Origin of the sequence: Trinickia sp. NRRL B-1857, assembly GCF_050470685.1 — a bacterium.
GTDB lineage: Bacteria > Pseudomonadota > Gammaproteobacteria > Burkholderiales > Burkholderiaceae > Trinickia.
In genome coordinates this window covers 336,605-350,455 of sequence record NZ_JBFLUK010000001.1, presented here as the reverse complement: position 1 = coordinate 350,455, position 13,851 = coordinate 336,605, and the positions used below count along the sequence as shown (strand labels likewise).

General features: G+C 65.5%; 8 protein-coding genes. 4 read left to right on the top strand and 4 right to left on the bottom strand.

What is annotated here, in order from left to right; all coding sequences use genetic code 11:
- Positions 1-84: 84 nt before the first annotated feature.
- Positions 85-4,164 carry a phosphoribosylformylglycinamidine synthase gene (gene purL / locus AB1286_RS01610; protein WP_430361617.1) on the bottom strand — a complete coding sequence of 1,360 codons (4,080 nt, stop codon included), beginning with the start codon at positions 4,162-4,164 and terminating at the stop codon, positions 85-87.
- A 340-nt stretch (positions 4,165-4,504) separates the two neighbouring features.
- Here purL and AB1286_RS01605 point away from each other — a divergent pair, with 340 nt between their 5' ends.
- Positions 4,505-5,806, top strand: coding sequence for an FAD-dependent oxidoreductase (locus tag AB1286_RS01605; RefSeq protein ID WP_430361616.1), 1,302 nt, complete (start codon positions 4,505-4,507; stop codon positions 5,804-5,806).
- Between the two features lie 131 nt (positions 5,807-5,937).
- Complete coding sequence (locus AB1286_RS01600) at positions 5,938-7,539, top strand: NAD(P)H-hydrate dehydratase (protein WP_430361615.1); 1,602 nt, start codon at positions 5,938-5,940, stop codon at positions 7,537-7,539.
- A gap of 43 nt (positions 7,540-7,582) precedes the next feature.
- On the opposite strand, the gene AB1286_RS01595 is transcribed toward AB1286_RS01600, so the two are convergent.
- A complete protein-coding gene (locus AB1286_RS01595; protein ID WP_430361614.1) occupies positions 7,583-8,431 on the bottom strand; it encodes a lysozyme inhibitor LprI family protein in 849 nt (282 codons plus the stop codon).
- A 347-nt stretch (positions 8,432-8,778) separates the two neighbouring features.
- Here AB1286_RS01595 and pgi point away from each other — a divergent pair, with 347 nt between their 5' ends.
- Positions 8,779-10,410, top strand: a complete 1,632-nt coding sequence (gene pgi / locus AB1286_RS01590) for a glucose-6-phosphate isomerase (protein WP_430361613.1) — start codon at positions 8,779-8,781, stop codon at positions 10,408-10,410.
- Here the strand turns inward: pgi and AB1286_RS01585 are convergent.
- Positions 10,407-11,114, bottom strand: coding sequence for an ABC transporter ATP-binding protein (locus AB1286_RS01585; protein WP_430361612.1), 708 nt, complete (start codon positions 11,112-11,114; stop codon positions 10,407-10,409). The genes pgi and AB1286_RS01585 overlap by 4 nt on opposite strands.
- On the opposite strand from AB1286_RS01585, the gene AB1286_RS01580 reads away from it, so the two are divergent.
- Complete coding sequence (locus AB1286_RS01580) at positions 11,113-11,778, top strand: arylesterase (protein WP_430361611.1); 666 nt, start codon at positions 11,113-11,115, stop codon at positions 11,776-11,778. The two genes, AB1286_RS01585 and AB1286_RS01580, sit on opposite strands and share 2 nt — an antisense overlap.
- A 37-nt stretch (positions 11,779-11,815) precedes the next feature.
- Here AB1286_RS01580 and AB1286_RS01575 read toward each other — a convergent pair whose 3' ends face one another.
- Entirely contained in the window at positions 11,816-13,747 is a 1,932-nt protein-coding gene (locus AB1286_RS01575; RefSeq protein WP_430361610.1) for a SurA N-terminal domain-containing protein, read from the bottom strand.
- Positions 13,748-13,851: the final 104 nt, after the last annotated feature.

Genomic DNA, 13,851 nt, shown 5'->3' with positions numbered 1-13,851 from the left:
CTTTCTAGCCATGAAGCAGCTACGCAGCGGCTATCGTGATGATCGTAACTATCGCGGCTGACTGCGCGATCGTCCCCTCATCCCTTAACCCAGCCAGCGCCGCGCATTGCGGAACACGCGCATCCACGGGCTGGCCTCGCCCCAGCCCTCGGGGTGCCAGCTCATCGTCACGGTGCGGTGTACGCGTTCCATATGCGGCATCAGCACCGAGAAGCGGCCGTCGGGTGTCGTGACCGACGTAATCCCCTGCGGCGAGCCGTTCGGGTTGAACGGATAGCGTTCGGTTGCTTCGCCATGGTGGTCGGCAAAACGCATCGCCACGGCCACGCGCGAGGCATCGCCCTGCTGCGAGAAGTCGGCAAAGCCTTCGCCGTGCGCGATCGCCACCGGAATACGAGACCCTTCCATGCCGGCGAAGAAGATCGACGGCGACGATTCGACACGCACGAACGAGAAACGCGCCTCGAATTTCTCCGACTTGTTGCGTGTAAACTTCGGCCATGCATCGGCGCCCGGGATCATCGAAGCCAAGCTGCTCATCATCTGACAGCCGTTGCAGATACCGAGCGCGAACGTATCGGCTCGTCCGAAGAACGCCGCGAACATATCGGCCAGTTGCGGGTTGAAACGGATCGTCTTGGCCCAGCCTTCGCCGGCGCCAAGCACGTCGCCATACGAGAAGCCACCGCAAGCCACCGCACCCGTGAAATCGGCCAGCGTGGCGCGACCCGAGAGCAGATCGCTCATATGGACGTCGTACGCGTCGAAGCCCGCGCGATCGAACGCGTACGCCGTTTCCAAATGCGAATTCACGCCCTGCTCGCGCAGAATCGCGATGCGCGGACGCGCACCCACGTTCAAGAACGGCGCGGCGACATCTTCGTTCGGATCGAACGTCAGATGCGGCGCAATGCCCGGGTCGGCCGCATCGAGCAGCATCTCGTATTCGGCATCGGCACAGGCCGGGTTGTCGCGCAAACGCGAGATGCGCCAGCTCACTTCGCTCCAAGCGCGATGCAACTCGGCGCGCGGGGCGTCGTAGATCTTCTTCGCATCGCGATAGATTTCGATGACGTCGCGCTCGTTCAGCTTACCGATCACGTGCGAACACGCGCCCAAGCCATGTTCGCGCAACGCGGCCAGCACGGCATCGCGATCGGCGGCGCGCACTTGCACGACAGCACCGAGCTCTTCCGAGAACAGTGCGCGCAACGTTTGGTCGTCGCGGCGGCCGCTCGTTTGCTTCGCCCAATCCTTCGCATCGCCGTAGTCGAACTCGTGCGCCGCGTCGAGCGTCAGCATGTCGACGTTCAGCGACACGCCCACATGACCCGCGAAGGCCATTTCGCAAACGGTCGCCCACAAGCCGCCGTCCGAGCGGTCGTGGTAAGCGAGCAGACGATCGTTCGCGTTCAGTGCTTGAATCGCCGCGAAAAAGCGCTTCAGGTCTTCCGGATCGTCGACATCGGGCACGCTGTCGCCCACCTGCTGCGTGACTTGCGCGAGGATGCTCCCGCCGAGCCGATGCTTGCCGCGGCCGAGGTCGATAGCGATCAAGACCGAATCGCCCACCTCGTCGTGGCGGCGCAGTTGCGGCGTGAGGTGGCGGCGGACGTCCTCGACGGGCGCGAACGCCGAAATGATCAACGAAACGGGGGCGACGACTTCCTTGGCCACGCCCTTATCGTCCCACTTCGTCTTCATCGACAAGGAGTCCTTGCCGACCGGAATGCTGATGCCGAGCGCGGGACACAGCTCCATCCCGATCGCCTTCACCGTATCGAACAGCGCGGCGTCTTCGCCGGCCGTGCCGCAGGCCGCCATCCAGTTCGCCGACAACTTGAGCTTGTCGAGCGCCGCGATCGGGGCGCTGGCGATGTTCGTCACGGCTTCGCCGACGGCCATGCGGCCCGAGGCCGGCGCATCGATGACCGCAAGCGGCGTACGCTCGGCCATCGTCATCGCCTCGCCGCGGAAACCCGCGTAATCGGCCGCCGTAATGGCGCAGTCGGCAACCGGCACTTGCCACGGCCCGACGAGCTGGTCGCGCACGCTCGTGCCGCCGACCGAACGGTCGCCGATGGTGATCAAGAACGATTTGCTTGCGACCGTGGGGTGCTTGAGCACCGAGACCGCCACTTCGGAGAACGCAAGGCCGGTCACGTCGACGCTCGGGCGCTCGGCCGCAACGCGCGCGACATTGCGGTGCATGCGCGGCGCCTTGCCGAGCAGGACGTCCATCGGCATATCGACGGGATAAACGGCCTCGCCTTCGGCTTGCGCGTCGATGAGCTGCAATTGGCGCTCCTCGGTCGCGACCCCGACGACGGAGAGCGGGCAACGCTCGCGCGAGCAGATCGCTTCGAACGCGGGCAGATCGGCCGGGGCGATAGCCAAGACATAGCGCTCCTGCGCCTCGTTCGACCAAATCTCGCGCGGAGAAAGACCGCTTTCCTCGAGCTGCACTTGGCGCAACTCGAAGCGCGCGCCCTTGTTGGCGCCGTCGACGAGCTCGGGGAACGCGTTTGAAAGACCGCCCGCGCCGACGTCGTGAATGCTCAGAATCGGGTTGTTCGCACCGAGTTGCCAGCACGCGTTGATAACCTCCTGCGCACGGCGTTCGATTTCGGGGTTGCCGCGCTGGACGGAGTCGAAATCGAGCTCGGCCGTATTCGCACCCGTGGCCATCGAACTGGCCGCGCCGCCGCCCATGCCGATGCGCATGCCGGGGCCGCCGATTTGAACGAGCAGCGAGCCCGCCGGCAGATCGTGCTTATGTGTATGCGCGTCCGAGATGTTGCCGATCCCGCCCGCGATCATGATGGGCTTGTGATAGCCGCGCACCTGACCGCCGACGTTCTGCTCGTAGACGCGGAAATAGCCGCCGAGGTTGGGTCGGCCGAATTCGTTGTTGAACGCGGCGCCGCCGAGGGGGCCGTCGATCATGATCTGCAACGGCGACGCGATGCGGTCCGGACGGCCGTATGCCGCGTGCTGCTCGTTCGGATTGCGCAGCGTGGACGGCTGCGCGCAATCGCGTGCGTTCTCCCACGACTCGATCGCGCCGGGCAATTCGAGGTTCGACACCGTGAAGCCCGTGAGGCCCGCCTTGGGCCGTGCGCCACGCCCGGTCGCGCCTTCGTCGCGGATTTCGCCGCCCGCACCGGTGGCCGCGCCGGCGAACGGCGAGATCGCCGTGGGGTGGTTATGCGTCTCCACCTTCATGAGCGTATGCGTCAGTTCGACGTGGCGACCGTAGCGTTCGTCGAGCGCAGCGCTTTCGCCGGCCTGCGCGGGACGCGGGAACCAGCGCTCCGCCGGACCGCCCTCCATGATCGCCGAGTTGTCCGAATAGGCGACGATCGTGCCTTGCGGATTGAGCTTCTCGGTGTTCTTGATCATTTGGAACAGCGAGATGTCTTGCGGCTCGCCGTCGATCGTCCACTGCGCGTTGAAAATCTTGTGCCGGCAGTGTTCGCTGTTCGCCTGCGCGAACATCATGAGTTCGACGTCCGTCGGATTGCGGCCGAGCTTCGAGAATGCGTCGACGAGGTAATCGATTTCGTCGTCCGCCAGCGCGAGGCCGAGTTCGCCGTTGGCACGCTCGAGCGCCGCGCGGCCCTGCGCGCGGATGTCCACGGCGGTGAGCGGCTTGGCCGGCAACTCGTCGAACAAATGCAGAGCATCCTCGCGCGACGCGACGACGCTTTCGGTCATGCGGTCGTGCAGCGCCGCGGCGACGGCCGCACGCGCTTCGTCGGACAACGCCTTCTTGCCGCCGAGCAGGCCCGTCAAGCCCGTTTTCAGGATGACGGTGAATTCGATCCCGCGCTCGATACGGCGTAGCTGCTCGAGGCCGCAGTGGTGCGCGATGTCGGTGGCCTTGCTCGCCCACGGCGAGACGGTGCCGAGGCGGGGCAGCACGAGGAACGTTTCTTGAGCACCGCGCCCCTCGCCGGCCGCGAACGGTTCACCGTAGTGCAGGAGCGCTTCGATCCGCTCGTTGTCCTGCGCCGACAGCGGGGTCAGCGCGTTGACGAAGTGCAGGTACTGGCCGCGCACGCCGACGATGTTCGAGTCGATGCGGGCGAGCGTTTCGAGCAGGCGGGTTTGACGGAAATCGGAAAGCGCCGAAGCACCGGGGAAGCACGAGAAGTGGGCCATGGAAGGACGTAGGCGTCGATGAGTCGCGCATCGCGCGGTTCGCGCGCGCATGCCACGACGTGAGGCGAAATGAAGACCGAGATTATACCCGGAAGTCGGTCCCCCATAGGCGCTTGTAAGCCATTCGGACGGGCGCGGGCGCGACGCCCGCATGGTTTTTGCACCGTTTTGCGAGCCATCCGAATGCGTTTGGCGCTATCATGCGCGGTTTGCCTCATCCCATGCGGATGAGCGAGCGTCACGGCCCTCGCCTTGCGTCTCGCTTGCGTCTTGCATTCGGCACGGCGCTTGCCGCGCCGATGCGCCGTGGCTGTCCGCAGTGCACCGTACCAGCTCTCTCATGGATGTCATCGTCATCGGCGGCGGAATCGTCGGCGTCGCCACCGCCTACCAGCTTCGCGCAGCCGGCCACCGGGTCTGCGTCGTCGAACGTCACGCGACGGTCGCCCAGGGCGCTACCTACGGCCACGGCGGCATCGTTCTGCCCACGCCGCTCGACGCCTGGTTCGGCCCCACCTTCCTCGGCAGCCGCCGCGGCGTGGTGTATCGGCCGGGCTTCAATTCAAGCGCACGCCGGTTCGCCCGCGAGCTCGCTCGCCTGCAAGCGCCCGACGCGTTCCGCGATCAATGGCTGCGCCTGCGCCCGCTCGTCGACCTCTCGCGCGAAGCCATCGCATCGATCGAAGCCGGCTTCCACCTCGAATTCGAGCAGCGCGAAGGCGTGCTGCACGTGACGCGTCTTCCCCGGGAATGGGAACAGGCGCAAAGCGCGCTCGATCTGCTCGGCGAATTCGAAATGCATCACAACGTGCTGTCGGCCATCGAATGCGCAGAAGCCGAGCGCTCCGTGCCGGCCGAACCCGCGTTTGCCGGCGGCGTGCTGTTCCCGCAAGAGCGAACGGCCAACTGCCCCCTATTTACGAAGCTCGTGAAACAAGTGCTCGACGAGCAAGGCGGCGTCCAGTTCCTGTTCGGTCGGGCCGTCGAGGCGATCCGGCTCGAAAACCACCGCGCGGCGGTCGAACTCGCCCCCGCCGAGGGCGAGCGCAAGAGCAGCCGCGAAGTGGACGTGATGTCGTGCGACGCGATCGTCGTCGCGGCCGGCGCGGGGAGCAAACCGCTGCTCGAACGGCTCGGGCTCACGCTTGCGCTGCATCCGATCCGCATGCTCTCGCTCACGGCGCCGATTGCCTATGAGGAATGCGTGCCGCATATGACGGTTGTCGATTCCGTGCGGCGCGTCTCGATGACGCGCATGAATCAGCGCATTCGCGTTGCCGGCGCCGCCGTACTGCAACCCGAGCGCGAACTCGCCAAACCGCTCGCGGAATCGGTCTTGGAAGCGGGCACCGCGCTGCTCGCGCAGGCGACGCACGATTGGATTCCCGGGGCCGCCAGGATTTCCGCGGCTCACGCGTGGGAAGGCTTGCGCCTGCTGTCCCCCGACGGTTTGCCCGTTGTCGGCAATGCGCTTCACCCGCGCCTGTTCGTCAACGCCGGACACGGCCCCGCCGGTTGGGGGCTCGCGTGCGGCTCTGCTAAAGTGGTCGCCGATCTCGTCTCGGGCACGCCGCCGAGCGTGCCGCCCGATACGCTGGCGGCACTGCGCGTCGATCGCTTCGCGACGCAGGCGGCCCGATAGGTTTTCGCGAGGCGCCCGCTTGGGCGCCGACGCTGCATGCCGCCCCGCGCTCGCGCGCATGCGTGCTGCGGCCGACTTCGGGCGCCGCCTTGCGTGCGCGAGATGCGGGCTCTCACTGGATTGCGCCGACCATGACCCACGTTCCCAGCTCGCCAGCCGTCCCGCCCTCGCTGCTTTCGCCGGCCGATCGGCCGCTCCCGTTATCGACCGTGACCGAGCTACGCGCGCTGGAAGCGCAAGGCGCCGCGGGCTTGCCCGAGCACACGCTGATGGCGCGCGCGGGCGCCGCGAGCGCGCAATATCTGCTCGAGCGGGCCGCTCACGACGGCTCGCTAGCGGCCGAACACCCCGTCTGGATCGCCGCGGGGCCCGGCAACAACGGCGGCGACGCGCTCGTCGCGGCCACTCGGCTCAGACAGGCCGGCATCGCCGTCGAAGTTTGCATGCCGGTCGAAGTCGTGCCCGATGACGCACGCTGGGCGCTCTCGGAAGCGCGAGCCGCCGGCGTGCCCATCTCGCATATGCCGCCGGCATCGCTCGAACATTACCCGTGGATCGTCGACGGCCTGTTCGGCATCGGATTGACCCGCCCGCTCGAGGGCGTTTTCGCCGACCTCGCGACACGGATCGGCCACCGTGCGGAAAACGGGGGGCGGGTGCTGGCGCTGGACGTCCCGAGCGGGCTCGATAGCGATACGGGAAACGTCGTCGGTGGCGGGAGCGCCGTGCATGCGACCGAAACGGTGACGTTCCTCGGTGCGAAGCCGGGCCTCTATATGCTTCACGGTCGCGACCTGGCCGGCGCCGTGACGCTTGCCCCGTTGGGCGTGGATCTGCCGGCAGCCGACGACGTCCCGAGGCTGAACGCGCCCGCGCTCTTCGCGGCCCATTTCCCCGCCCGGACATTCGCGTCACACAAAGGGACGTTCGGCAGCTTGGCGATCGTCGGCGGCGATAGCGGGATGTGCGGCGCACCGATTCTCGCCGCGCGCGCAGCGCTGCACACAGGCGCGGGCAAAGTTCACGTCGCCTTCGTCGGCAAGGGTGCGCCGCCCTACGATCCCCCTTATCCCGAGTTGATGCTGCATCCTCCCGGTTCGCTGAGCTTCGAGGCGATGGATGCGCTCGCGATCGGCTGCGGCATGGGCAGCGGCCCCGGCGCCGTATCCGCGCTCGCACGGGCGCTTGCCTGCGAGATTCCGCTGCTGATCGACGCCGACGCGTTGAACTTACTCGCGCGTGAAGCAACATTGGCCGACGCGTTGGCCGCACGCGGCGCATTGCAGGCCGGCGGCGACACGGGCGCACGGCCGTGCGTATTGACGCCGCATCCGCTCGAAGCCGCGCGGCTCACGGGATGCGACGCCACGCAGATCCAGCGCGACCGAATGGGCGCGGCACGTGCGCTCGCCGCGCGCTTGCACGCCGTCGTCGTCCTGAAGGGAGCGGGTACCGTCATCGCATCGCCCGACGGCCGGGCAGCCGTCAATCCGACAGGCAATGCGGCGCTGGCGACCGGCGGCACGGGCGATGTACTTGGCGGCATGATCGGCGCGTTGCTGGCCGAGGGGTTGCCAAGCTACGAAGCGGCCTTGGCCGGGGTCTATCTACACGGCCTAGCCGCCGAAACCCTCACCGCGGCCGGCCGCGGTCCCGCCGGGCTCACCGCCGGCGAACTCGCACCCGCCGTGCGCGAATTGCTCAACCGCTTGATTTACCCGGCGCGCGATTGAATTCGGAGCCGGCCGGCGCGCCGAAGCACCGGCCAGGCGGCCGTCACTGCGCGGCGGCCGCCTGCGGACGCTCGAGGATTTGCCCGTTCATGTAGGCGAAATGACGTTCGCGCGGCACAGTCGGCGGCACCGCCATCGGCTCGTCGGCTTTACGGTCGAGGTAGCTCACGACCAAGTCGTCGCCATTGATCGCGATCGAGATCGGCTGAATTCGATCGCCGATTTTGAACGTGGTACCGCGCCCGTCGTTGAACGCCAAGGCGACGTAATAGAACGTCCCGCTGCCCCCGCCTTCTTCGGAAAGAAACACGGCCACGACATTGCGCCCGCCGAGCTTGCCGGCCGCATGCGCGGGCGGCTCCACGATATGGGTCACGTCTTGTGCCGACGAATCGTCCGCGGCCGGCTGGGCGTGCTGACCTTCGAGCAGCGTTACATCCTTGTCGCCAACGTGATAGATCGCGTTCTTATAGTCGATCGAGGGCGCCGCCGGCTGGCTTTGCGCGGGCGCCGCCGTGACGACGAGGCTTAGGCGTGCGAGCGCGCTATCGCGCAAGGCGTCGATGCGGTTTTGATAAGCCTGCGTCAGGCATGAGAGTTGCGCGCCACAAGCGTCGCGCGTGTCGTGTTGCCACTTTTGCTGTTCGGCTTGGAGGCCGTCGCGGAAGTCGTGATACGCCTTCGTGTCGGCAGCCGGCTTGGCCTCGAGCAAGATCGAGTAGTAGGCGTTGGTACGCGCGTCGAGTGCGCGCAGCGCCGCGTTATTGCAGACCATGCGATCGACCGGCTGGTGCGGTTTCGTGCAATCGGTCTCGACCGTTTGTGCAAACGCGATCGTCGATGCACATGCGAAAAGCGCCGCGACGGCGGCGCATAGGCCCATATTTTTCATTTCGTTCGTCGAATTGCGGGGGATGAAAAACATCGGATGATAGCGCGCCTTCGACGCCATCGGACGGGCATTTGCCTTTGTGTCGGCCCGCTGTCGGCTGACTGTCGGCTAACCGTCGGGTCGGTTTTTCGTGGTCCGTACGAGGCACGCATGCGGCGGTCGCGGCCATAGGCACGATGCGCAAGCGATGCTTCGAGGAACCGCGCAACACCGCTATACTGACCGACCTCGAGCGTCACTGCACGCCGCGCGCGAATCGATGTAACGACAGACGACGAGCTTGGTTTATCCGGTTTGCCCGGCCATCCCAAGCTCATGGACCGAGCCCCTTCGTTAGACCCACGCCCATGACGCACAAGACGCTGAACTCGCTTTCCTCTTGGTCCGCGCTCACCGCGCATTACGAACAGATCCGCGACGAGCGGTTGCGCGATTGGTTCGCCTCCGATACCGGCCAACCTTCGCGCGCCGAACGCTTCACGATCGCAGGTGGTGGGCTCACTGCCGATTTCTCGAAGAACCGGATCACGGACGAAACGCTGCGCCTCTTGATCGCGCTCGCCGACGAAGCGGGCGTCGCCAAGCGGCGCGATGCGATGTTCGCGGGCGAGGTCGTCAATCCCACCGAGGGTCGCGCGGCGCTGCATACGGCCTTGCGCGCGACGCAAAGCGACGCCCCGTTCCATGCGCAAGTGGCGGCCGAGCGCGCGAAGATGGCCGAATTCGCCGAACGCGTGCGTAGCGGCGCCTGGACCGGCCACACGGGCAAGCGCATTCGCCATGTCGTCAACATCGGCATCGGCGGCTCCGATCTCGGTCCGAAGATGGTCGTGCATGCGCTCGACCACCTTGCGCATCCCGATATTTCGAGCTATTTCGTCTCCAACGTCGACGGCGCCGATCTCGCACGCGTCATGGCTCGGATCGACCCCGAAGAGACGCTGACGATCGTCGTTTCGAAGACGTTCACGACGCTCGAAACGATGACGAACGCGCGCTCGATGCGCGACTGGTTCGTGCAAAACGGCTGCCCCGAAAGCGCGCTTGCCAAGCACTTCGTCGGCGTATCGGCCAATCCGGCCGAAGTCGTGAAGTTCGGCATCGCCAAAGAAAACGTCTTCGAGATGTGGGATTGGGTGGGCGGGCGCTACTCGCTCTGGTCGGCCGTCGGCTTGTCGATCATGATCTCGGTCGGCGCGGCGAACTTCGACGCCTTGCTGGCCGGCGCCCACGAAATGGATCGGCATTTCCGCGAGGCGCCGCTCGCGCGCAACCTGCCGGTGCTGCTCGGCATGATCGGCATTTGGTATCGCAACTTCTTCGGCCTACAGAGCTATCTGGTCGCCCCCTACTCCGAAGCGCTGCACTTCCTGCCGTCGTATTTGCAGCAGCTCGAGATGGAGAGCAACGGCAAACAAGCGCGACTCGACGGCGCGTACGTCGATTACGCCACGTCAGCCGTGACGTGGGGCGAACCGGGCACGAACGGGCAACATGCGTTTTTCCAGATGCTGCACCAAGGCCCGACCATCGTCCCGATCGACTTCATCGCCGTGCTAACGCCCGAGCATCCGCTTACGAACCATCATCCGAAGCTGCTCGCCAATTGCTTCGCCCAAAGCGAAGCGTTGATGCTTGGCCGCACCGAAGAGGAAGCGCGCAAGGTGGCGGGCCCGGACAAGCCCGAACTCGTGCCGCACCTCGTCTTCCCGGGTAACCGGCCATCCACGACGCTGTTGCTCGATTCGCTCACCGCCCATTCGCTCGGCGCGCTGATCGCGCTGTACGAACATAAGGTCCTGGTGCAAGCGGCGGTTTGGAACGTCAACCCGTTCGACCAATGGGGCGTCGAACTCGGCAAGATCCTCGGCAAAGTCGTCGAAGCGGATTTGACGAGCCCGGCGTTCGACGCGAAGCGGCACGACTCGTCGACCTCGGCCCTGATCGAACGTGCGCGTAAGGCTGCGCAACGCGGCTAAGCGCCATCCCGGCCGGGTGCGACGACCCGGCCGGCTTCGATCGTCACTCTGCGGGCACAGCGGCGCGCCAATTCGATGTCGTGCGTGACGAGCACGAGCGTCGCCCCATGCGCCGCGTTCAACTCGAACATCAAATCGATGACCGCGTGCCCCGTGGCGGCGTCGAGACTTCCCGTGGGTTCGTCGGCGAATAGAATCGCCGGCCGCGTCACGAACGCGCGCGCCAAGGCGACGCGCTGCTGTTCGCCGCCCGAGAGCAGCTTCGGATAGTGCTGCATGCGAGCCCCCAACCCTACCCGTTCGAGCAGCGCGCGCGCACGCTCGGTCGCCTCGCGCGCATCGATGCCGCCTTGCAACTCCAGCGGCAACCGCACGTTTTCGAGCGCGGTCAGATGCGGCATCAATTGAAACGACTGGAAGACGAAGCCGATCGAGCCGTTACGCAGCCGCGCGCGCTCGTCTTCCGATAGCGTCGAAAGATCGTGCCCGAGCAAGCGAACCGAACCCGAGCTGGCGTTGTCCAAGCCCGCGAGCAAGCCGAGCAACGTCGACTTGCCCGATCCCGACGCGCCGACGATCGCCACACTGGTGCCGGCGGCCACGTCGAAATGCACGTCGTCAAGTATCGTCAGCTCGCCTGTTGCATCCTTGACCCGCTTGCATAAACTGCGCACTTCGATAACGGCATTGGTGTTTTCTGGCATGAACAAGCGTCACTGGATTTTCGGTACCGCGGCCACGGCCGCACTGGTGGCCTCCGGCCTCTTTGGACTCACGTCGCTGCACGCAACGCCCGCGCGCAGCGCGGAGACGACGCGGCCCGTGATCGTCGTGCTCGGCGACAGCATTTCGGCCGAATACGGACTGCCTCGCGATACGGGATGGGTCGCCTTGTTGCGCAAGCGGCTCGCGCAGGAGCGAATCGATTATAGCGTCGCGAACGCGAGCATCAGCGGCGACACGACAAGCGGCGGGCGGGCACGCATGCCCGAATTGATGGCGAGACTCAAGCCGTCGATCGTGATCGTCGAGCTAGGCGCGAACGATGCGCTGCGAGGCGTGCCGCTCGCCACGAGCGAGGACAACTTGCGTACGATCGTCGAACAGGCGCAGCAAGGCCACGCCAAGGTCGTGCTGGTGGGGATGTACGTGCCGTCGAACTACGGCCAGGCTTATACGCAGCGCTTTCACGCCATGTATAACTCGGTGGCGCGCGACATGAACGTGCACCTCGTGCCGTTCTTGTTGGCCGGTATCGAAAACCGGCCGGAAATGTTCCAATCCGATCAGATGCATCCGGCGCAACAAGCCCAGCCGGCACTGCTCGATAACGTCTGGCCCGTTTTGTCTCCGCTGCTACGGAAGTAGCCGATCGCCGCGCGGCGATCGGCATCGGGAAGCTCGCTTATTGCGAATCGGCTTGCGAAGATTCGAGCGAACCGTACAGCTTGACCTTCGAACGCTGGCGCAGCGATGCCACATACGCCTCCAACTGCGTCTGCGCATCGACCTGCGCCAAATCGCGCTGGGCGGCCGCAAGGCGCGTGGCGTCGATCGGCGCGGGCGGGACGACGGCGTTGACGCGATAGATCGCGTAGCCATCCTTGCCGAGGTCGACGCCCACATACGCCGGAAGCTTCGTGTCGTCGGCCTTGAAGATCGCGCTGAGCGCGAGCGGCGACGTACCTTGCGCGTCGGTGCGCGACACCTTCTGCTCGGCGCCGAAACCGGCCGTCGATTTCGATTTTTGCAGATCGGCAAGCTTCGCTTCGCCATCCTTGCGCGCAAGCTGCTCGGCCTGATCGGCCACATACTTGGCACGCACCGCATCCTTGATCGATGCCAGCGGCGGCGTCGCGGCCGGCTTGTACTCGTTCACGTGCGCCGCGATCAACGTGCTGCTGCCCACGTCGATCGCTTGCGTGTTGTTGTGTTTCGTGATCGAGTCATTGGCGAAGACCGCCGCGAGGAACTTCGGATTGTTCAGCGGGCTGTCCGGGGGCAGCGCCGAATTGGCGGTCGGCGTCACCGTAGCCGTTTGCACCGTCAACTTGTACTTGTCGGCGGCCGGCTTCAGGCTCTTAGCCTGCTCGTAGACGGTCGACGTAAAGCCGTCGGCATCGTCGCTGAACGCCTTCGCCGCAAGCTGCGTCTTCAGATCTTTGAAGATCGAGTCCTTCACTTCGTTGAAAGGCTTGGTCGCAGCAGGCTTGGCGTCGGTCGCCTCGACGATGTGATAGCCGAACGACGAATGCACGAGCGGGCCGATCTCCCCCTTGTTCAAGGTCATGGCGGCCGTATCGAACGACTTTTCGCCCGTCAACACGCCGTTCGTCGACCAGCCCAGGTCGCCGCCCTTCGCCGCCGAGCCGGGATCTTGCGACTCCTTTTGCGCGATCTGTGCGAATTGGTCCGGATGCGCCTTGACCTCGGCCAGGACCGACTCGGCCTTCGCCTTAGCCTTCGCATCGTCCGCAGGACTCGCCGACGTGGGCGAAGCGATCAGAATCTGGCTCACGCGAACCTCGCGCGGCGTTGTATACCGGGCGACGTTGTCGTCGTAGTACTTCTTCGCGTCCGCATCGCTCGGGGCGGCACCGGTCGCAAGCGTCGCGGGCGACAAGACGAGGTAGTCGATCGTCGCCGTGGCGGGCGTCGCGAAATCCGCGCCGTGAGCCGCGTAGTAGGCCGAAAGCTCGGCGTCGGTCGGCTGCACCTTCGACGCGTAGTCGCTTGCATGCAGGACGAGCGGCTGCACCGTGCGCTGGGCCTCGGCCAATTGCGAGATCCGCTCGGCCAGCGCCTTCGTCGTGAAGGCTGTCGTCTCGATGCTCTGCGGAATTTGGTCGATGGCGAGCCCATAGCGCACGCGCTCATCGTATTGCTCGGGCGTCATGCCCTGCATCGCGAGCAGTTGCTTGTAGCGATCGACGTCGATCGAGCCGTCGGGCTTGCGCAGCGATGCGATAACGGGATCATGGAGCAGCGTGCTCCGCACGGCGTCGTCGGATGCCGTCAGATATTCGCGTTGCGTTTCGTCGGCCAGCGCGCGCTGCTGAATCAGACTGTCGAGCAAATCGCGGCGGCTAGCGGGCGTATCGAGCGTCTTGGCATCGAATTTCGCGCCGAGGAACTGGCGCGCCTGATCGAGTTGCTGCCGCATGGCACCGTCGAACTCGGTCCGGGTGATCTTGTGTCCGTTGACGCTCGCGACGTTCGCACTTTCATCGAAAAAGCCGCGAAAGCCTTGTATGCCGAGAACGCCCAGCCCCGGCACGATGACCAGGACGAGTATGAGCATCATCAAGCGCTGATGGTTGCGAAAGAAATCGAGCATGCGTGACCGGTTACGTTGGACAAAAACGCCCAATAGTACAACAGGTGCGGTGCGACTCGGCAATTTGCACCGAGCACGCCCCCCGTTGACTGAAATCAATCTCG